This is a genomic window from Micromonospora sp. DT41 (assembly GCF_049841715.1).
In the GTDB taxonomy this organism is placed as follows: domain Bacteria; phylum Actinomycetota; class Actinomycetes; order Mycobacteriales; family Micromonosporaceae; genus Micromonospora; species Micromonospora profundi.
In genome coordinates this window covers 333,504-351,635 of the sequence record NZ_JBNCKU010000001.1, presented here as the reverse complement: position 1 = coordinate 351,635, position 18,132 = coordinate 333,504, and the positions used below count along the sequence as shown (strand labels likewise).

21 protein-coding genes and 1 pseudogene are annotated in these 18,132 nt (G+C 71.2%); 10 read left to right on the top strand and 12 right to left on the bottom strand.

Annotated elements, in window-relative coordinates; translation table 11 throughout:
- Entirely contained in the window at positions 1-321 is a 321-nt protein-coding gene (locus ACLQ23_RS01540; RefSeq protein ID WP_355596879.1) for a hypothetical protein, read from the top strand.
- A 2-nt stretch (positions 322-323) separates the two neighbouring features.
- Here ACLQ23_RS01540 and ACLQ23_RS01535 read toward each other — a convergent pair whose 3' ends face one another.
- The 3 genes from ACLQ23_RS01535 to ACLQ23_RS01525 all read right to left on the bottom strand — a co-directional run bounded on the left by ACLQ23_RS01535 (position 324) and on the right by ACLQ23_RS01525 (position 3,526).
- A complete protein-coding gene (locus tag ACLQ23_RS01535) occupies positions 324-1,586 on the bottom strand; it encodes an acetyl-CoA C-acetyltransferase (RefSeq protein ID WP_425880254.1) in 1,263 nt (420 codons plus the stop codon).
- Positions 1,587-1,664: 78 nt separating this feature from the next.
- Positions 1,665-2,477: an SGNH/GDSL hydrolase family protein gene (locus ACLQ23_RS01530; protein WP_355596882.1), complete on the bottom strand. Its 813-nt coding sequence runs from the start codon at positions 2,475-2,477 to the stop codon at positions 1,665-1,667.
- Positions 2,474-3,526, bottom strand: a complete 1,053-nt coding sequence (locus ACLQ23_RS01525; RefSeq protein WP_425880253.1) for an SGNH/GDSL hydrolase family protein — start codon at positions 3,524-3,526, stop codon at positions 2,474-2,476. The genes ACLQ23_RS01530 and ACLQ23_RS01525 overlap by 4 nt, the downstream gene beginning before the upstream one ends.
- Before the next feature lie 151 nt (positions 3,527-3,677).
- Between ACLQ23_RS01525 and ACLQ23_RS01520 the strand changes: the two genes are divergently transcribed.
- Positions 3,678-4,034: a YkvA family protein gene (locus tag ACLQ23_RS01520; RefSeq protein WP_053655305.1), complete on the top strand. Its 357-nt coding sequence runs from the start codon at positions 3,678-3,680 to the stop codon at positions 4,032-4,034.
- Positions 4,035-4,106: 72 nt separating this feature from the next.
- Positions 4,107-5,477: a cystathionine beta-synthase gene (locus tag ACLQ23_RS01515; protein WP_053655303.1), complete on the top strand. Its 1,371-nt coding sequence runs from the start codon at positions 4,107-4,109 to the stop codon at positions 5,475-5,477.
- A gap of 185 nt (positions 5,478-5,662) precedes the next feature.
- On the opposite strand, the gene ACLQ23_RS01510 is transcribed toward ACLQ23_RS01515, so the two are convergent.
- From ACLQ23_RS01510 to ACLQ23_RS01480, 7 genes and pseudogenes are all read right to left on the bottom strand, one after another.
- Positions 5,663-6,178 (bottom strand): GNAT family N-acetyltransferase, encoded by a 516-nt coding sequence (locus ACLQ23_RS01510; RefSeq protein WP_425880252.1) that lies wholly within the window; start codon positions 6,176-6,178, stop codon positions 5,663-5,665.
- Complete coding sequence (locus tag ACLQ23_RS01505; protein ID WP_355596888.1) at positions 6,175-7,104, bottom strand: ribonuclease Z; 930 nt, start codon at positions 7,102-7,104, stop codon at positions 6,175-6,177. The genes ACLQ23_RS01510 and ACLQ23_RS01505 overlap by 4 nt, the downstream gene beginning before the upstream one ends.
- A 370-nt stretch (positions 7,105-7,474) precedes the next feature.
- Positions 7,475-7,555: pseudogene (locus ACLQ23_RS01500) on the bottom strand (peptide-methionine (S)-S-oxide reductase MsrA); the annotation flags it as partial.
- A gap of 38 nt (positions 7,556-7,593) precedes the next feature.
- Positions 7,594-7,884 (bottom strand): type II toxin-antitoxin system RelE family toxin, encoded by a 291-nt coding sequence (locus ACLQ23_RS01495; protein ID WP_425880251.1) that lies wholly within the window; start codon positions 7,882-7,884, stop codon positions 7,594-7,596.
- Positions 7,881-8,165: a type II toxin-antitoxin system Phd/YefM family antitoxin gene (locus ACLQ23_RS01490; protein WP_355596892.1), complete on the bottom strand. Its 285-nt coding sequence runs from the start codon at positions 8,163-8,165 to the stop codon at positions 7,881-7,883. Before ACLQ23_RS01490 ends, ACLQ23_RS01495 begins: the two co-directional genes overlap by 4 nt.
- 87 nt (positions 8,166-8,252) lie before the next feature.
- A complete protein-coding gene (gene msrA, locus ACLQ23_RS01485) occupies positions 8,253-8,912 on the bottom strand; it encodes a peptide-methionine (S)-S-oxide reductase MsrA (protein WP_355596894.1) in 660 nt (219 codons plus the stop codon).
- 111 nt (positions 8,913-9,023) lie between these two features.
- Positions 9,024-9,434, bottom strand: coding sequence for an HIT family protein (locus ACLQ23_RS01480; RefSeq protein WP_425734718.1), 411 nt, complete (start codon positions 9,432-9,434; stop codon positions 9,024-9,026).
- A gap of 105 nt (positions 9,435-9,539) precedes the next feature.
- On the opposite strand from ACLQ23_RS01480, the gene ACLQ23_RS01475 reads away from it, so the two are divergent.
- The 5 genes from ACLQ23_RS01475 to ilvA all read left to right on the top strand — a co-directional run bounded on the left by ACLQ23_RS01475 (position 9,540) and on the right by ilvA (position 15,394).
- Positions 9,540-10,586, top strand: a complete 1,047-nt coding sequence (locus tag ACLQ23_RS01475) for a YncE family protein (RefSeq protein ID WP_425734719.1) — start codon at positions 9,540-9,542, stop codon at positions 10,584-10,586.
- Between the two features lie 109 nt (positions 10,587-10,695).
- Positions 10,696-11,838: a cystathionine gamma-synthase gene (locus ACLQ23_RS01470; RefSeq protein ID WP_355629362.1), complete on the top strand. Its 1,143-nt coding sequence runs from the start codon at positions 10,696-10,698 to the stop codon at positions 11,836-11,838.
- Between the two features lie 12 nt (positions 11,839-11,850).
- Positions 11,851-13,260, top strand: coding sequence for an amidase (locus ACLQ23_RS01465; RefSeq protein ID WP_355596901.1), 1,410 nt, complete (start codon positions 11,851-11,853; stop codon positions 13,258-13,260).
- Positions 13,261-13,303: 43 nt separating this feature from the next.
- Positions 13,304-14,104, top strand: a complete 801-nt coding sequence (locus tag ACLQ23_RS01460; RefSeq protein WP_425880250.1) for a DUF4328 domain-containing protein — start codon at positions 13,304-13,306, stop codon at positions 14,102-14,104.
- Between the two features lie 69 nt (positions 14,105-14,173).
- Positions 14,174-15,394, top strand: coding sequence for a threonine ammonia-lyase (ilvA, locus tag ACLQ23_RS01455; protein ID WP_355596904.1), 1,221 nt, complete (start codon positions 14,174-14,176; stop codon positions 15,392-15,394).
- Positions 15,395-15,456: 62 nt separating this feature from the next.
- On the opposite strand, the gene greA is transcribed toward ilvA, so the two are convergent.
- On the bottom strand, positions 15,457-15,954 hold the full coding sequence (greA, locus tag ACLQ23_RS01450) for a transcription elongation factor GreA (RefSeq protein ID WP_053655285.1): 498 nt from the start codon (positions 15,952-15,954) through the stop codon (positions 15,457-15,459).
- 157 nt (positions 15,955-16,111) lie between these two features.
- A complete protein-coding gene (locus ACLQ23_RS01445) occupies positions 16,112-16,552 on the bottom strand; it encodes a DUF4307 domain-containing protein (RefSeq protein ID WP_355596931.1) in 441 nt (146 codons plus the stop codon).
- Positions 16,553-16,752: 200 nt separating this feature from the next.
- On the opposite strand from ACLQ23_RS01445, the gene mca reads away from it, so the two are divergent.
- Positions 16,753-17,634 carry a mycothiol conjugate amidase Mca gene (gene mca / locus ACLQ23_RS01440; RefSeq protein ID WP_053655281.1) on the top strand — a complete coding sequence of 294 codons (882 nt, stop codon included), beginning with the start codon at positions 16,753-16,755 and terminating at the stop codon, positions 17,632-17,634.
- Between the two features lie 48 nt (positions 17,635-17,682).
- Positions 17,683-17,976, top strand: coding sequence for a hypothetical protein (locus tag ACLQ23_RS01435; RefSeq protein ID WP_355596907.1), 294 nt, complete (start codon positions 17,683-17,685; stop codon positions 17,974-17,976).
- Positions 17,977-18,132: the final 156 nt, after the last annotated feature.

Here is an 18,132-nt window from a genome sequence, read left to right as displayed (position 1 = left end):
ATGAGCGCAGTGGAGTTGGATCAGGCCGTACGACTGCTTGTCGGTCAGATCGGGCACTGGCAGCAGCCCCGCTGGGCGGCAGCCGCGACGACCGGCAACATGTCCCGCGCCGACCTGGTCCATCGCCTGGTGCAGGAGATCGCCAACCTGGCCGCCGACGCCGAGGGCGGACCTCGCCGCACTGTTCCCCGGCTGGACAACGACCTGGCGCTGCCCGACCAGTTGCGGGTGGTGACAGCGGACCTGTTGGCCTCGGGTGCCGACGCCGGAACGCTGGCGCGGGCCGCCGCCGAGGTGACGGCGACCCGCAGCGCGCTCTGAGGTCAGTTCAGCCGTTCGAGGACCATGGCCATGCCCTGGCCGCCGCCGACGCACATCGTCTCCAGGCCGATGGTCTTGTCGTGCCACTCCAGCGCGTTGAGCAGGGTGCCGGTGATCCGGGCGCCGGTCATGCCGAACGGGTGGCCCACGGCGATCGCGCCGCCCATCACGTTCAGCTTCTCCTCCGGAATGCCAAGCTGCCGGTAGGAGGGGATGACCTGGGCGGCGAACGCCTCGTTGATCTCCACGAGGTCGACGTCGTCGATCGTCATGCCGGCCCGCTTGAGCGCCTGCCGGGACGCCTCGACCGGGCCGAGGCCCATGATCTCCGGCGACAGGGCGGTGACGCCTGTCGAGACGATCCGGGCCAGCGGGGTCAGCCCGAGTTCCTCGGCCCGCTGGGCGCTCATCACCACAACGGCTGCCGCGCCGTCGTTCAGCGGGCAGCAGTTGCCGGCGGTGATCCGGCCGTCGGGACGGAACACCGGCTTCAGCCCGGACACCGCCTCCAGGGTGACGCCCGCTCGTGGACCGTCGTCGGTGCTCACCACAGTGCCGTCCGGAGTGGTTACCGGGGTGATCTCCCGGGCCCAGAAGCCGTCGGCGATTGCCTTCTCGGCGAGGTTCTGGCTGCGTACGCCGAACTCGTCCATGTCGGCGCGGCTCACGTCGTACACCTGGGCCAGGTTTTCGGCGGTCTGACCCATCGTCAGATAGACGTCCGGCAGGTCGCCGGACTCACGCGGGTCGGTCCACACCTCGGCGCTGCCCTGCGCGCGGCGCTTCGAGCGCTCGGCGGCCTCGGCGAAGCGCGGGTTCTCCCAGCCACCGCCGACAAGCGCCTGAGCCTCCGGCGGCAGACCGTCGGAGCTGCCCCGGGCGTACCGGGAGACCATCTCGACGCCTGCGGAGACGAACACGTCGCCCTCGCCGGCACGGATCGCGTGCAGGGCCATCCGGGTGGTCTGCAGCGAGGACGCGCAGTAGCGGGTCAGCGTGGCACCGGGAACGGTGTCGAGCCCGAGCAGCGTGGCCACCACACGGGCCATGTTGAAGCCCTGCTCACCGCCGGGCAGGCCACACCCGAGGTAGATGTCGTCGATGGTGGTCGGGTCGAGCTGGGGAATCTTGTCCAGGGCGGCCTGGACGATTGTCGCGGCGAGGTCGTCGGAGCGGACGCCGCGCAGGGACCCCTTGTGCGCCCGGCCAATGGGGGAGCGGGCGGTAGCGACGATGACGGCGTCGCGGGACGACTCAATCGGCATGGACCAACGTTAACCCGCCGGTAACATCACGCGGAAGAAGCAGACACGGCGGGAAATGTCACCCTGAGCGGGGCTGATCTAGCGTCGGGAGGCGACGGCCGCCGCAGCCGCGACCGCCGGCAACAGGGCGTGCGCCCACACCCGGTAACCGTCGGCGGACGGGTGGAAGCCGTCGTGGCAGAGCGTGCCCGCGTCAGCCCGGAACACCGGCCCGGTCTCGGTGGCCAGGTCGACGACAGTGCCACCGGCCTCCAGCACGGCAGTGGTCTGCGCGCGCGCCATCCGCCGGCCGGCCCAGCCCACCAGCTGCCGCAACGGGGGCGCGATGGCGCGTACGGCGCCCAGATCGGGGCAGGTGCCCACCACCACCTCGACGCGCGCCTCCCGCAGCCGGTGCACCGCCGCACCCAGATATGCCGACGCGTCAGCGGGCCGGCGCATGCCTGTGGCGTCGTTGGCGCCGATCAGGATCAGCGCCACGTCGGGCCGCTCGCCCAGCAGGGCCCGGGCCACCTGCGTCGCCAGATCGGTCGAACGGGACCCGGAGACACCGACACTTGACAGGTGCACCCGACGGCCGGTCGGACCCTCGGCGAGCAGGTTCGCCAACTGCCCGCCGATGGTGTCGTCGAGCCTGTCGACGCCCACGCCCAGCGCTGACGAGTCGCCGAGCAGCACCAGCCGCAGCGGTGTCCCGCCGGCCCGGCCGATCGTGGCGCGCAGCGCCAGCCCCAGCTCCGGCTCGGCGTACCGGCGGTGTCGCGCGACGAACGCCTCACCGGCGAGGACCGCCGCACCGCCCACGGTGCCGGCGAGCAGCGACAGCGCCGCCGCCCGACCCAGCCGGCCGGTGAGGCCGTCGGTCACGTGCCGCTCGCTGCGCTGGTTCATGCCAGTCCCTCCACCGTCGAAGTGTCCGACGTGGCACCGCCCTGCGGCACCGCGTTGACACCGAAGAACGCCCGCCGACGCAGTTGCGCCCACCGACCGGCCGGCCCCCGGTCGTGGCCGTGGACCTGGATGCCACTGACCTCGGTGCCGGCGTGCCGGGCCGCCTCCTGCGCGGCCTTTGGCAGCGACCGTACGCCCTCACCCCGTGCCGCAGTGACCCGTCTTTCCTGCCCGGCGCCGAGCGCGGAGAGCATCGTCGGCAGCAGGGCGGCCGCGGCGACCGCGTACCCCTCAGCGGACGGGTGGAACCGGTCCCAGGCGAACATCCGGTGCGGTTCGGCATTGAACCGTGGACCCAACAGGTCGCCCAGGGACACCGTCCAGCCGCCCGCCTCGACGACGGCGACCGTCTGGGCGGCGGCGAGCTGGCGGCTCCACCGGTGGGCCAGCCAGCGCAGCGGCGGTTGGATCGGCCGGATCGCGCCCAGGTCGGGGCAGGTGCCGACGACCACCTCGCAACCCGCGTCGCGAAGCGTCCGGACGGCCTCGACCAGGTAGCGCACGGCCAGCCCGCGCGGGGTGCGGTTGGTGATGTCGTTGCCGCCGATCAGGATGACCGCGATGTCGGGCTCGCATTCCAGGGCGGCCTCCACCTGGTGCCGCAGCGCCGAGGAGATGGCTCCGACCACCGCGAAGCGGCGCAGCAGGACCGGCCGGTGCAGGCGGCGAGACAGGCCGGTGGCCAGCAACGCGCCGGGCGTCTCGCGGCGGCGGTGCACCCCGTAACCGGCAGCCGACGAGTCACCGAGCACGACCATCGTGAGCGTCGGGCCGGGGAACTTCGCGCCGTACACCCCGTCGCAGCGCGGCGGTGGGGCCTCGGCCATCGGGATGGTGCGTCGGGCCTGCCGGGCCTGGCCGAGCAGCACCCCGCCGGTCGCCATCACGGCCGCCGCGGTCGCGCCCGTCCCGATGGCTGCCAGGCGGGCGATCCGCCAGGCGTGTCGCCAGCGCGGACCAACGGGTACGACAGAACCAGCCACCCCCATACAGCGAGATTATCGCGCCGGACCGACACGCAGCTGTCGTCGTCATGCCTCATCGATGCCTGGAACCCGACCCGACGGGGTATCTGTCCGGTGCAGGCCGGCCACACTTGCGTCGACCCGCCACGCTGATCCGGCGGAGAGGAGCGCAACGATGGGTAAGACACTGAAGCGCAGCGCGGCGTTCGCGGCCCTGGCCCGGGCACTGACGGCGGGGGCGCGCGGCGGGCCGTCGCTGGGGACCAGGTTGGCGGCGCTGCCCCGGATGATCCGGGCCACCACCCGTGGTGAGTACGACGGCGGCCTCCGGCTGGCCCTGATGACAGCGGCGACGGCGTACATCGTCTCGCCCTTCGACCTGCTGCCGGAGATCCCGCTGGCGATCTTCGGGCTGGCCGACGACGCGGTGATGGTCACCTGGCTGGCCGGCAGCGTGCTCGCCGAGACCGAGCGTTTCCTTGAGTGGGAGGCCCGGCGCAGCTCCGTCATCCCCGGCGGGTTGGTGCCCTGACAGCACGTACCCTGGGCGTCGAGGATCCGTCTGCCGGGCAGCCGTCGCCGGCGCCGCAACGAAGGGCACACCGTGCAGTACTACGACAATGTCGTCGACATGATCGGCAACACCCCGCTGGTACGCCTGCGTAACGTCACCGAGGGCATCCAGGCCACCGTGCTCGCCAAGGTCGAGTACGTCAACCCGGGTGGCTCGGTGAAGGACCGGATCGCCCTGCGGATGGTGGAGGACGCCGAAGCGGCGGGCCTGCTCAAGCCCGGCGGCACCATCGTCGAGCCGACCAGCGGCAACACCGGCGTCGGGCTGGCCCTGGTGGCCCAGCTCAAGGGCTACAAGTGTGTCTTCGTCTGCCCCGACAAGGTCAGCCAGGACAAGCAGGACGTGCTGCGGGCGTACGGCGCCGAGGTGGTGGTCTGCCCGACCGCTGTCGCCCCGGAAGACCCGCGCTCCTACTACAACGTCTCCGACCGGCTGACCCGGGAGATCCCCGGCGCCTGGAAGCCCGACCAGTACAGCAACCCGGCGAACCCGCGCTCGCACTACGAGACCACCGGTCCGGAGCTGTGGAAGCAGACCGAGGGCGGGCTGACCCACTTCGTGACCGGGGTGGGCACCGGCGGCACGATCTCCGGCATCGGCAGGTACCTCAAGGAGGCGTCCGACGGCCGGGTGAAGGTCATCGGGGCCGACCCGGAGGGTTCGGTCTACTCCGGCGGCACCGGCCGGCCGTACCTCGTGGAGGGCGTCGGCGAGGACTTCTGGCCGGAGACGTACGACCGGGGTGTGGCCGACGAGATCGTCGAGGTCTCCGACAAGGCGTCCTTCGAGATGACCCGGCGGCTGGCCCGCGAGGAAGGGCTGCTTGTCGGCGGTTCCTGCGGGATGGCGGTTGTCGCCGCGCTGGAGGTGGCCCGCAAGGCCGGCCCGGACGACGTGGTGGTGGTGCTGCTGCCCGACGGCGGCCGTGGCTACCTCTCGAAGATCTTCAACGACTCGTGGATGGCCCGGTACGGCTTCCTCGACAACTCCGGCGCCGAGCCCACCGTGGCCGACGCGCTGGCCAGCAAGCCCGGCGGGCTGCCCGAGCTGGTGCACGTCCACCCGACCGAGACGGTTCGCGACGCGATCGACTACATGCGCGAGTACGGCGTCTCGCAGCTGCCGGTGCTCAAGGCCGAGCCGCCTGTGGTGACCGGTGAGGTGGCCGGCTCGATCGCCGAGCGGGACCTGCTCGACGCGCTGTTCACCGGGCAGGCCCACCTGCACGACACCATCGAGCGGCACATGGGCGACCCGCTGCCGATGATCGGTGGCGGTCAGCCGGTGAGCGAGGCCGTCGGCCTGCTGGAGAAGTCCGACGCGGCGCTGGTCCTCGTCGACGGCAAGCCCAAGGGTGTCCTCACCCGTCAGGATCTCCTGGCCCACCTCGGCGCCCACTAGTTCGCAAGGAAGGGCCCCTTTTTAACGCCTCGTGTAGAGCAAGGGCCCCTTATTAACGAGCGTGCTCCCGGCCGCTGGCCTTCGGCGGCCGGGAGTCGGCAGCCGTGCCAAGCAGGAAGCGGCGGCGACGCGCGCGTTAAGAAGGGGCCCCTGTACAACCGGAGGCGTTAAGAAGGTGCCCTTCCTTACACGTCGAGGCGGCGGGCGTAGCGCAGTTGAGGCGTGCGGGCGGAGCCGATGAACTCCTCGCGCTGCGCGCCCGTCGGCGTCCAGCCGCCACGCTCGTAGAACGCGCGGGCATGGGCGTTCTCGCGGAGCACCCAGAGCACCGCCCGCTGCCAGCCCTGCGCCCGCATGGCGTCCAGAGCGTCCACCATCAGCGTCCGGCCGACGCCCCGGCCCTGCTCGGCCGGGTCGAGGTGGATGGCATTGAGCAGCCCTGTCGCCGGGTCGTCCTCGTCGTCCGGGCCCAGGTAGCTGAACCCCACGAGCGTCCCGGCCCGCTCCGCGACAGTCAGTCGGTGGGTGTCCCGCTCCCATCGCCACCGCTCGGTCCAGTACGCGCCCATCGCCTCACCTGTCGGTTCGGCAAGAGCCTCGGCCGGGACGAACGAGGAGTACGCGGCGACCCGGGAGCGTTGGTGCAGGACGCCCACCCCCATCAGGTCGTCACCGGTCGCGAGACGGAGCGTGACGGTCACTCCGCCGAGGCTACCCGGCGCGGTGGCACCTGCACGGTGGTCAGATCCTCGGCGATGATCAGATCACCGTCGAAGTGCGCGCGGGCCTCGTCGTGGAACCGCCGTGCGTCGGAGTAGCGCTGGGAGAAGTGCGTGAGCACCAGCCTGCGTACCCCGGACTCGGCCGCCACCCGCGCGGCCTGCGCCGCGGTGAGGTGGCCGACCTCGGCGGCGAGCGCGGCCTCCGACTCCAGGAACGTCGACTCGATGACCAGCAGGTCGGCGTGCTCGGCGAGGGCGTAGACCCCGTCGCAGAGGCCGGTGTCCATCACGAAGGCGAACCGCTGCCCCGGTCGGGGCACGCTCACCTCGTCGCGGGTGACGCGGCGTCCGTCGAGGTCCAGGTGCCCGACGCGGATCAGTTCACCGACAGCCGGGCCGGCGATGCCGTACGCGGCCAGCTTCTCCGGCAGCATCCGGTGCCCGTCGGGCTCGACGAGCCGATAGCCGTACGTCTCGATGGAGTGCCGTAGCCGGCGGGCCTCCAGCGTGCCGCAGCGCAGGGCGATCCGCTGCCCGTCGGCCTCGATCGGGGTGACGGCCAGCTCGGCGGTCTCGTAGAACGAGGTGGCGTGCCGTAGCCGGGCGAAGTATTCGGCGCCGCCCGCCGGGAAGTGCACGGCGACCGGCTGCGCCACCCGGTCCAGGGAGAGCCGCTGGATGGTGCCGGGCAGGCCCAGGCAGTGGTCGCCGTGGAAGTGCGTGACGCAGATCCGGGTCAGGTCGGTGGCGGTGACAGTGGTGTGCAGCAGTTGGCGCTGACTGCCCTCGCCCGGGTCGAAGAGGATCACCTCGTCGTCCCAGCGCAGCACGTACCCGTTGTGGTTGCGCTGACGGGTCGGGGTCTGGCTGGCGGTGCCGAGGACCACCAGCTCGCGCATCGACATCGCCGGGGCCCCTTCGGATATGAAGCGACCCCCGGGGTGCTCCGCGCTCGCGCACGGGCCGGCTGGACTATGCCGGCACCCCGGGGGTCGGGTGGCTGTCGTGGATTCGCCGCACCGCTGCCACACGGTCTCGACGATGGTGCTGGTGCCCGCCTGTCGGCGAACCGATCACTGTCGAGGACAGCGGCTAGCGGACAGCCACCTCACGAGTCCGATTGCTATACAAGTCTGGACCACCTCCCTTCACGTGTACCTGCACGCTATCGAGCCCCGCCGGGCTCGGCAACGGATTTCGATCACACGGCCAGACGGGAATGCCCGGCCACCTTGTCGGCAGCCGGGCATCGCGCTCGTGCGGGTGGTGGCGGGGTCAGCCGGCGGTACGGGCCACGCCGACCGGGCAGCTCAGGCCGTTCGGGCCGTGGTTGCAGTACCCGTTCGGGTTCTTCGATCCTGGCGAACGGTGCACCACTGATTCCCGCCTTTGAATCAACGCGACCGGTAAGCGTCGGCGCGGTGTTCGATGGCCGTCACGGTCACGACGTGGTCGTCCTCGTCGATCTCGTAGAGGACGCGGTACGTGCCGCGCCTGGCCGACCAGGTGCCCTCGAACGGCGGCAGAAGAAGTCGTTTGCCGACGCGATGCGGGTTGTCGAGGAGGGCGGTGGTGATGAACTCGTAGACGGCCGCAGAGATCTTCTCTGGTAGCCGTCCGGCCAAGGCGCGTGCGGCCGGGCCGGTGACCTGAAGTCGGTAGCGGCCGGGGTCCGGACCGGTCACCTTGCCTGCTTCGAGCGCTTTGCCATCAGCGCTGCGAGTTCGTCGGCGTCGAGGACGTCGCCTGCTTCGACGGCGGCCCTGGATTCGCCGAGTTGCCGCATGGCCTCGGCGCTGGAGAGAACCTCCAGGGTCTCTTCCAGCGCGGCGAGGTCGTCGGCGGAAATGAGCACAGCGGCGGCGTGGCCGTGCCGGGTGATCTCTATCCGCTCATGGGTCGAGGCCACCTCGTCGATGAGTTCCGAAAGGCGGTTGCGGGCCTCAGTGAACGGCACGGCAGTCATGCTCGAAGTATAGCCAGATTCTGGCGCGAAGTCTGTACAGAATTCCGGCCGAGGCCACCGGGCCGTGAGCCCGGTGGCCTGTGGTGGCTAGATGGTCTTCGCGACACCTACGGGGCATGTCATGCCGTTGGGGCCGTGGTTGCAGTACCCGTTCGGGTTCTTCGTCGGGGCGAGGTACTGCTGGTGGTAGTCCTCGGCGAAGAAGTAGCTGCCCAGCGGGGCGATCTCGGTGGTGATCTCACCCTTGCCGGCGCGGGTCACGATCGGCTGGAAGGCGTCACGGGACGACTCCGCGATGGCGCGCTGCTCGTCGGTGGTGGTGTAGATCGCCGACCGGTACTGGCTGCCCACGTCGTTGCCCTGGCGCATGCCCTGGGTCGGGTCGTGGTTCTCCCAGAAGACCTTCAGCAGGTCCTCGTACGTGATCTTGCTGGGGTCGTACACCACCTGGACGACCTCGGCGTGCCCGGTCCGCCCGGAACACGTCTCCTCGTACGTCGGGTTCTTGGTGTAGCCGCCCGCATAGCCGGCGGAGGTGGTGAACACGCCGGGCAGCGTCCAGAACAGCCGCTCGGCGCCCCAGAAACAGCCCATGCCGAAGACGGCGACCTGGAGGCCCTCGGGGAACGGGCCCTTGAGCGGCGTGCCCAGCACCTCGTGCCGGTCGGCGACCGGCATGGCGATCGGGCGGCCCGGCAGGGCCTGCTCGGGCGAAATCATCTCGGCGTTCATACGGCGCAGGAACACGGTGGGACTCCTCTCGTACCTCTCCCAGCGTGTAACACCGGTGGGTCTTCCTTCCTTACCCGCGCCACTGTGACTCAGGCCCCCACCGGGCCGGACGGCGGGTCGGGGCGCTCAGAGGGCTGCGGCGATCCGGTCGGCGTACGTCTGGGCCTCGGTGTCGTCCTGGTAGCGGGTGCGCGGCCAGAAGAAGCCCCGCAGGCCGTCACCCTTGGTCCGGGGTACGACGTGGGTGTGCAGGTGCGGGACGGACTGGGACACCTTGTTGTTCATCGCCACGAACGTCCCACCGGCCCCCAGACCGGTCTCCACCGCCACCGCCAGCCGCTGTACCAGCGCGAAGTAGCCGGGCAGCAGGTCCGCCGGTAGCTCGGCCACTGTCACGAGGTGGACCCGGGGCACCACGAGCACATGCCCGGCGAAGACCGGACGGGTGTCCAGGAACGCCACCCCGTCCGGCTCGTCGGCGACCCGGAACGCCGGAACCTCGCCCGCCACGATCCCGCAGAACACGCACCCGCTCATGGGTCCAGGCTATGCCGGCGGCGCTGGCGGACCCGACGACCCCGTGCAGGCATCGACTGTGCTATTCATTCACTCGATTCAATTCACACGGGGAAGGGCAACACCTTGCACATCAGAAAAGGTACGACCCGGGCGGCGCTTGCCGCGTTGACCGCCGGGCTGCTCACCGCGGCGCTCCCGACCCCCGCCCAGGCGGCACCCGCGCAGACCGCCACCCCGCTGCCACTGACCACGGTGGCCGACGTGGTGTCCGCCGGTGACCGGGTCTTCGTCAGCGGCGGCAGGTCGTCGACCGACGTCGTGGTGGCCAGCGCCACGGGCGCGGTGGTCGGCACCCTGTCCGGCCTGCCCGGCCCCTCCGACCTGCTGCTCAGCCCCGACCGGCAGACCCTCTACGTGGCGCTGCCCACCGCCAACGCCATCGCCGCCTTCGACACCGGCTCGCTCGTCGAGTCGGCCCGGTACGACACCGGGGCGGGCGAGTGCCCGTCGTCGCTTGCGCTGACCGGGCGGTACCTGTGGTTCGGCTACGGCTGCGACCAGTGGGGCGGCAACATCGGCCGGATCGACCTGGGCCGCCAACCCGCCCGTGTCACCACGGGGATGGCCACTACTCAGGACTTCTACGGCGCCCCGCTGCTGACCGGTGCCCTCCAGAACCGCTCGGTGTTGCTGGCCGGGCAGATGTCGTTGAGTCCGGCGTCGGTATACGCGTACGCGATCGGAACTGGGGGAACGCTGACCCTGACGCGGACGAGCGACTGGACGGCGATCGGCAGCAACCTGCAGGACATCGCCCTCGATCCGACCGCCACCACCCTCTACACCGCGGCCGGTGCCCCGTACGAGGTGCAGGCGTTCCCGTTCGCCGACATCACCACCCCCTCGGTGACCTTCCCCACCGGCGCCTACCCGGCCGCTGTCGAGCCGTCCCGCGACGGCACCAGGATCGCCGCCGCGGCGGACACGTCGTACCTGTTCGTCTATCGGCCAGACGGAACCGAACTGAACCGTTTCGTGCTGGGAGGCGGTGAGCTGAGCCCGGGTGGGCTGGCCTGGTCACCGAACGGTGCACGGCTCTACGCGCTCTCCTACGACTGGACCGGCAGAAACCAGGCCACCTTGCACGTCCTGCCCGTACCGGCCGGCTGACCGACCGTCGGCCCCTGGCTGGCACGTGGGGGCCGGGCCGGAAGGTCCGGCCCCCACCGGGAGCGTGGGTTCCGTTCCAGCCATCGAGACGAAGAACTAGCCTCACAGGATGAACCACGGCTTCGAGACGCTCGCCATACATGCCGGTCAGGACCCCGAGGCCCGCACCGGCGCGGTGATACCTCCGATCTACCAGACCAGCACCTACGCCCAGGACGCCGTCGGCGCGCCCCGGCTCGGCTACGAGTACAGCCGGTCCGGCAACCCGACCCGCGACGCCCTCCAGGAGTGCCTGGCCGCGCTGGAAGGCGGCCCGGTCGGGCTGGCCTTCGCCAGCGGCCTGGCCGCCGAGGACACCCTGCTGCGGGCCGTCTGCCAGCCGGGTGACCACGTGGTCATCCCCGACGACGCGTACGGCGGGACCTACCGGCTCTTCGCCCGTGTCGCCCAGCGGTGGGGGATCGAGTTCACCCCGGCCAAGGTCTCGGACCCGGCAGCCGTCCGCGCCGCTGTGCGGCAGGGCCGGACGAAGATGGTCTGGGTGGAGACGCCCACCAATCCGCTGCTCGGCATCGCCGACATCGCCGCCATGGCCGGCGTCGCGCACGACGTCGACGCGCTGCTTGTCGTCGACAACACGTTCGCCTCGCCGTACCTGCAACAGCCCATCGCCCACGGCGCGGACGTGGTGGTGCACTCCACCACCAAGTACATCGGCGGCCACTCCGACGTGGTGGGCGGCGCGCTCGTCGTCGCCGACGCCGCGCTCGGCGAGGAACTGCGCTACCACCAGAACGCCATGGGCGCGATCAACGGCCCGTTCGACGCCTGGCTCACCCTGCGCGGCATCAAGACCCTCGGGGTACGCATGGACCGGCACTGCGACAACGCGGAGCGGCTCGCCGCGTACCTCGACGGGCACGCCAAGGTGGCCCAGGTGATCTACCCTGGGCTGCCGTCGCACCCCGGTCACGAGGTGGCAGCCAAGCAGATGCGCCGGTTCGGCGGCATGATCTCGTTCCGCGCGGCCGGCGGCGAGGACCACGCTGTGGAGATCTGCAACCGGACCAAGCTCTTCGTGCTCGCGGAGTCGCTCGGCGGCGTGGAATCCCTGATCGAGCACCCGGGTCGGATGACACACGCAAGTGCTGCCGGCTCGCCGCTTGAAGTTCCCGGGGATCTCGTGCGACTGTCTGTCGGCATCGAGACGGTCGACGACCTGCTCGCCGATCTGGAGCAGGCACTGGGCTGACCGCTGGGGAGGATGGCCGTGCAGGACATCATGGCGACCTGGGTCGGGGCGACCGCCAAGCAGATCGCCCGGGGCGTACGCCGAGGTGACGTCTCGGCCACCCAGGTCGTCGCCGACCACCTTGAGTACATCGCCTCGGCCGACCGCGATCTGGCGGCGTTCCGCGCCGTTCGCGGCGGCGAGGCGATCACCGAGGCGGAGAAGGTCGACGAGCAGGAGGACCTGGCGAACCTGCCGCTGGCCGGGGTGCCGGTGGCGGTGAAGGAGAACACGCCGGTCGCCGGCCTGCCCACCTGGAACGGGTCGCCCGCGGCGCGTACCGAGGTCGCGGAGGCCGACCACGAGGTGGTCCGCCGGCTCCGCGGCGCCGGTGCGGTGATCCTTGGCGTGACCCGGATGCCGGAGTTGGGCCTGTGGGCGCTCACCGACGACGACAGCGCTGTGACACGCAACCCGTGGGACAGCACGCGTACCCCCGGGGGCTCCTCCGGTGGTGCCGCTGCGGCGGTGGCGGCCGGGCTGGTGCCGATCGCGCACGGCAACGACGGCCTCGGGTCGATCCGGATTCCGGCGGCCTGCTGCGGCCTGGTCGGGCTCAAGCCCGGTCGGGGCGTGGTGCCCTGCCAGCTCGGCGCTGACGACTGGTTCGGCCTCACCGAGCACGGCATGCTCACCAGCACAGTCGCGGACGCGGCGGTCGGTTTCTCGGTGCTGGCCGGTCGGCGTCCGGAGAAGCTGGTCCCACCGCAGCGGCTGCGGGTGGGCGTCTCGCTGCGCTCACCGGTGCGAGGCGTCTCACCGGACGCGCCCAACCGGGACGCTGTCGCCGCTGCGGGCCGACTCCTCGCCGCCGCCGGGCACGACACGGTTCCGGCCGATCCGGTCTATCCCACAGCGCTGGGCCTGCAGGGCATCGCCACCTGGTTCGCCGCCGCCGCCACCGACGTCCGGGCCTCCGGGTTGGACCGGCGTGGCCTGCAACGGCGTACCCGGCGGCACGTAGCGCTTGGCGAGTGGGCGCAGCGCCGGGGGTACGTCCGGGAAGCCGACCGGACCGCCTGGCGGCAGCGGTCGATCGACTTCTTCACCGACCACTCGGTCGACCTGCTGCTCACCCCGGCGTTGGCCAGCGCCCCGCCGGAGGCCGGGCGCTGGTCCGAGCGGTCCTGGCGGTCGAACATGTCGGCAAGCATCCGGTACGCCCCGTACGCCGCGCCGTGGAACATCGCCGGCCTGCCGGCGGTCGTGGTGCCGGTCGGCCGCCGCCCGGACGGCCTGCCGGTCGCGGTGCAACTGGTCGGCCCGCCCGGCTCGGAGCTGCTGCTGCTCGGCGTCGCCGGCCAGTTCGAGATGGCAGCCCCCTGGTCGCGGCACGCCCCCGGCTACCCCCGGGTCGGCAAGGGGTCGCCGGCCGCCGCTTGATCGTCTACTGTGTACGCCAATCGCGCGGACCCGGGAGACATCGATGCGTTGTCAGACCTGTGGGGACGCCACGTCGCCCGAGCACAACGAATGCCAGCGTTGCAAGACGCCGCTCGGCCAGCCTGCCGTCTGGCCCGCTGTGGCGACCTACCGGGTACGTGGCATTGGCCTGGCCGCCTGCATCGCCGTCGGCGTGGCCGTGGTGCTCTCTCTCGTGACGGCACTCGATCCGATTGTCGGGTTGCTGATGACCCGGCGGGCCCAGAACGCCGACGACGCGGACCTGCTGGTCGACGCTTTGTCAGTGCAGGCGCTGTTGTCGCAGCCCTCGGTGGTCGTGTACCCCGCCGCCGCCGTACTGGTGATCGTCTGGATGTGGCGGGCGCGGAAGAACACCGACGCGTTTCCGGGTGCGCTGCCGACACTCGGTGCCGGCTGGGCGATCGCCGGCTGGCTGATCCCGTTCGTCAACCTCGTGGTACCGGCCCGGGTGATGGCCAGCGTCGCCCGGGACAGCCTCTGGCGGCGCCGCACCCCGGCCACGGTGTTCGTCTGGTGGATCACCTGGCTCGTGTTCAGCATCGGCGAGGGGGTCGTCAGCAACCAGAACGCCCAGGCGTACATCAGGCTGCCGCGGAGCCCGTCCACCGACGCCGACTACCAGGCGTACATCGACCACTACGGCGATTCCCTGCTCCGTAACGCCGTGCCCGCAGTGGCCTGCGTGGTCGCCGGGGTGACGCTGATCCTGTTGATCCGACAGATCTCCGCCGCCCAGGAGGCACGCATCGCCAGCGCGCCGCCCTCGGCGACCGCCCCGACCGCCCCGGCCACCCCGGTCTGACGGCCCCGGTCTGACCGACTGCCCGGTGTCGACGCGGTTGCCGCCTGGCCCGGATGGCACGATCGGGGCATGACGGAACTGGTCGGCCTCGACGACGTACGGGCCGCGCGGGAACTGCTCGCCGACGTCGTCCGGATCACCCCGCTGGAGCCCTCCCGGCCACTGAGCGCCGCACTGGGCGGGCCGACCTGGCTCAAGTGCGAGAACGTCCAGCGCGCCGGCTCGTACAAGGTGCGCGGCGCGTACGTGCGGATCTCCCGGCTGTCGGCGGCGGAGCGCGAACGCGGCGTCGTCGCGGCGAGCGCCGGCAACCACGCCCAGGGCGTGGCGCTGGCCGCCGGCCTGGTCGGTACGCACGCCACGGTCTTCATGCCGGTAAACGCCCCGCTGCCGAAGGTCGCCGCCACCAAGGGGTACGGCGCGCAGGTCGAACTGGCAGGCAACACCGTCGACGAGTCGTTGGTGGCCGCGCAGACGTACGCCGAGCGGACCGGCGCGGTGCTCATCCACCCGTTCGACCACCCGGACGTGATCGCCGGCCAGGGCACTGTCGCGCTGGAGATCCTCGAACAGTGCCCGGAGGTGCGGACCATCATCACGGGCGTGGGCGGCGGCGGTCTGATCTCGGGCATGGCGGTGGCCGCGAAGGCGCTGCGGCCGGACGTCCGGATCATCGGCGTGCAGGCGGCGGGCGCGGCGGCCTTCCCGCCCTCGCTGGTGGCCGGGGAGCCGGTCCGGCTGCCGGTGTTCGCCACAATCGCGGACGGCATCGCTGTCGGGCGGCCCGGTGAGATCACCTTCAACCATGTCCGCAAGCTTGTCGACGAGATCGTCACGGTGTCGGAGGAGGACATCTCCCGGGCGCTGCTGATGCTGCTGGAGCGGGGCAAGCAGGTCGTCGAGCCGGCTGGGGCGGTCGGCGTGGCCGCGCTCCTGGCCGGTGTCGTGGAGGTGGAGACGCCTGTGGTCGCGGTGCTCTCCGGTGGCAACATCGACCCGCTGCTGATGCTGCGGGTGATCGAGCACGGCCTGGCCGCCGCGGGACGCTATCTGCGCGTGACGGTGCGGTGCTCCGACCGGCCGGGGCAGCTCGCCTCGCTGCTGAGCCAGATCGCCGAGCACCGGGCCAACGTGGTGGACGTGGAACACCAGCGGGCCAACCCACACCTGGGCCTCGGCGAGGTGGAGGTGGCGCTGTCGGTGGAGACCCGCGGAGTGGAGCACTCGGACACGCTGATCAGCGCGTTGCGGGCCAGCGGTTACCAGGTGGTCTTCGCCGCCGAGGCGTGACACCGGCGGGTGCCACACCTCGGCGGGGGTACGCCCTCAGACGGCCCGGAAGCCGGCGGCGCTCAGCCGGAGAACGGCTCGAAGCTGACCACTGTCACCTTGATGTCGGCGCCGCTGGGTGCCGTGTAGGTGCAGGTCTGCCCGGGACGGCCGCCCAGGATCGCCTTGCCGAGCGCGGACTCGGGGCTGTAGACGGTCAGGTCGGTGGTGGCGGCGATCTCCCGTGAGCCGAGCAGGAACGTCTCGGTGTCGTCGGTGTCGTCGTCGAAGTAGATCGTCACGACCATGCCGGGCGACACCGCGTCCGTGGTCGGCGCCTCGCCGACCTTCGCGGTGCGCAGCAGCTCCTGGAGGTAGCGGATGCGCCCCTCGGCCTTGCCCTGCTCCTCGCGGGCGGCGTGGTAGCCCCCGTTCTCCCGCAGGTCGCCCTCCTCGCGCCGAGCGTTGATCTCGGCGGCGATCGCCGGCCGGTTGGCGATGTGCTCGTCGAGCTCGGCCTGGAGGCGGTCGTACGCGTCCTGGGACAGCCAGGTGGCGGGCGCCTCGTTGCCAGTGGACACAGGCGGTCTCCTCAGATGTGCGTGGCTGGCTGACAGGTGAACTACCAAGTTACCAGTGCGGTACGACACAGCGTGTCGGCGATCATCACCGCTGTCCGGATCGGGCGTTGCGTGGTAGGAGCGCCAGCGCACTGCTCGGAACTGTGGTCCGCGCAGCTCAGGCGGGAGGACGGCAGCGCAGCACCTCGCCGATGAACGGCCGGGCGGTGGTGCTCAGGCGGTGCCGGACGGTGAGGTGTCGCTCGCCCGGGGCGGCGCTCACAGTGATCTCCTCGCGGGCCACCTGGGCGCCGGCGCGGTCCCGGGCGCGCAGCACGCAGACCGCCGATTCGCCCTCCGGCACCGTCACCCGGAAGTCGAGCAGCATCTGGGTGTCGGTGATGTCGGTGTAGGTGATCACCTCGGCGCGGTAGTTCGGGTCACCGTACTGCTGGTAGAGCCGCACCGAGATCAGGCTCAGCGCCGCCACCAGCGCCAACAGCGCCAGCCCGGCCAGCAGCGTACGACGGCGGCCTCCGCCGGATGCCCGACGGCGGCCGTAGCGCCCGGTCGGGAAGACCGGCGCGCCCGGTGAAATTGTGGCGTGCGTCTCGGTCACCGGCGGGTATCTCCTGGCGTTGTTGTCGGCGGCATCGGCAAGAATGACAGAGTCCATTCTCCCACCCGGCTCGACGGCAGCAACGGCAGGTCGGGTCGGGCCCGCAACGCCGACCAGCGGTGGGGTGCGGAGGATCCCGGCAGGTCAGCCGGTTGATACCGGTCGGGTCCACCGGCCGGCACAGACGAGGAGCGCCGACGTTGGCAGAGCAACTGCGTCTCATGGCCGTTCACGCGCACCCGGACGACGAGTCGAGCAAGGGTGCGGCGACCATGGCGAAGTACGTCGCCCAGGGCGTGGACGTGCTTGTGGTGACGTGCACCGGCGGTGAGCGCGGCAGCGTGCTCAACCCCAAGCTTGACCGGCCCGACGTGTGGGCCAACATCGCGGAGATCCGCCGCGCCGAGATGGACGCCGCGCGGGCGATCCTCGGCGTCGAGCAGGCCTGGCTCGGTTTCGTCGACTCCGGCCTGCCCGAGGGCGACCCGCTGCCCCCGCTGCCGGAGGGCTGCTTCGCCCTCCAGGACGTCGAGGTGGCCGCCGGGCCGCTGGTGCGGCTGATGCGCGAGTTCCGCCCGCACGTCGTGACGACCTACGACGAGGAGGGTGGCTACCCCCACCCCGACCACATCATGTGCCACAAGGTGAGCGTGGCCGCCTTCGAGGCCGCCGGCGACCCGGAGCGCTACCCGGAGCTGGGCGCCCCGTGGCAGCCACTGAAGCTCTACTACGACATCGGGTTCTCCAAGGCCAAGATCATGGCCCTGCACGAGGCGATGCTCGCTATCGGCCGCGAATCCCCGTACGAGGAGTGGCTCAAGCGTTGGGACGACCGACCCGACAAGGGCCCCCGGATCACCACCCGGGTGGAGTGCGGCGACTACTTCCACGTCCGCGACGACGCGCTGCGCGCCCACGCCACCCAGGTCGACCCGGACGGCTTCTGGTTCCACGTGCCGATGGAACTGCAACAGCGCGCCTGGCCGACGGAGGATTTCGAGCTGGCCCGCACCGTCGTGGACAGCCCGTTGCCCGAGTCCGACCTCTTCGCAGGGGTGCGGGAGACGGCGCACGCGCGCTGATTCCGGCCGGGTCTACCCTGGTACCCAACCGCACATCGGAGGAACGCCATGCTGACCGCTGCCCAGGTGCTCGCGGAGAACAACTTCGGGGACACCCGCACGGGTGGCCTGGCCGGACCGATGGGCCTCTTCCTCATCCTGCTGCTGGCCACCGCGACCATCCTGCTGATCCGCAACATGAACGCCCGCCTGCGCCGCCTGCCCGACCGGTTCCCGCAGCAGTCGCGGTCGACTGACCCGACCAGGGCGGACGCGACAGTCGTCGATCCGACAGACGGGACGGGAGCGAGTGAATCATCCACGCACGCTTCCAACGGGCACCAGCAGCACCGGAACGGGTAGTCAGCGCATGATTCACGCCGAACCGGGTGGTCGACCCCTGTTGCGACCACCCGGTTTGGCTTAGCCTTCCGCCGGGGGGACCAAAAGTCTCCGAGCCGTGCGCGGAAGGGGGCGCCGATGACTGACACAGCACCGGTGACCCGTCACAGCGTCGGT

What these genes read in the sequence shown, in the direction of transcription:
- ACLQ23_RS01540 (WP_355596879.1), top strand. Translation starts at nt 1, where the DNA reads ATGAGCGCAGTGGAGTTGGATCAGGCCGTACGACTGCTTGTCGGTCAG.
- ACLQ23_RS01535 (WP_425880254.1), bottom strand. Translation starts at nt 1,586, where the DNA reads ATGCCGATTGAGTCGTCCCGCGACGCCGTCATCGTCGCTACCGCCCGC.
- ACLQ23_RS01530 (WP_355596882.1), bottom strand. Translation starts at nt 2,477, where the DNA reads ATGAACCAGCGCAGCGAGCGGCACGTGACCGACGGCCTCACCGGCCGG.
- ACLQ23_RS01525 (WP_425880253.1), bottom strand. Translation starts at nt 3,526, where the DNA reads ATGGGGGTGGCTGGTTCTGTCGTACCCGTTGGTCCGCGCTGGCGACAC.
- ACLQ23_RS01520 (WP_053655305.1), top strand. Translation starts at nt 3,678, where the DNA reads ATGGGTAAGACACTGAAGCGCAGCGCGGCGTTCGCGGCCCTGGCCCGG.
- ACLQ23_RS01505 (WP_355596888.1), bottom strand. Translation starts at nt 7,104, where the DNA reads ATGTCGATGCGCGAGCTGGTGGTCCTCGGCACCGCCAGCCAGACCCCG.
- ACLQ23_RS01490 (WP_355596892.1), bottom strand. Translation starts at nt 8,165, where the DNA reads ATGACTGCCGTGCCGTTCACTGAGGCCCGCAACCGCCTTTCGGAACTC.
- ACLQ23_RS01480 (WP_425734718.1), bottom strand. Translation starts at nt 9,434, where the DNA reads ATGAGCGGGTGCGTGTTCTGCGGGATCGTGGCGGGCGAGGTTCCGGCG.
- ACLQ23_RS01470 (WP_355629362.1), top strand. Translation starts at nt 10,696, where the DNA reads ATGAACCACGGCTTCGAGACGCTCGCCATACATGCCGGTCAGGACCCC.
- ACLQ23_RS01465 (WP_355596901.1), top strand. Translation starts at nt 11,851, where the DNA reads ATGGCCGTGCAGGACATCATGGCGACCTGGGTCGGGGCGACCGCCAAG.
- ACLQ23_RS01460 (WP_425880250.1), top strand. Translation starts at nt 13,304, where the DNA reads ATGCGTTGTCAGACCTGTGGGGACGCCACGTCGCCCGAGCACAACGAA.
- ilvA (WP_355596904.1), top strand. Translation starts at nt 14,174, where the DNA reads ATGACGGAACTGGTCGGCCTCGACGACGTACGGGCCGCGCGGGAACTG.
- ACLQ23_RS01435 (WP_355596907.1), top strand. Translation starts at nt 17,683, where the DNA reads ATGCTGACCGCTGCCCAGGTGCTCGCGGAGAACAACTTCGGGGACACC.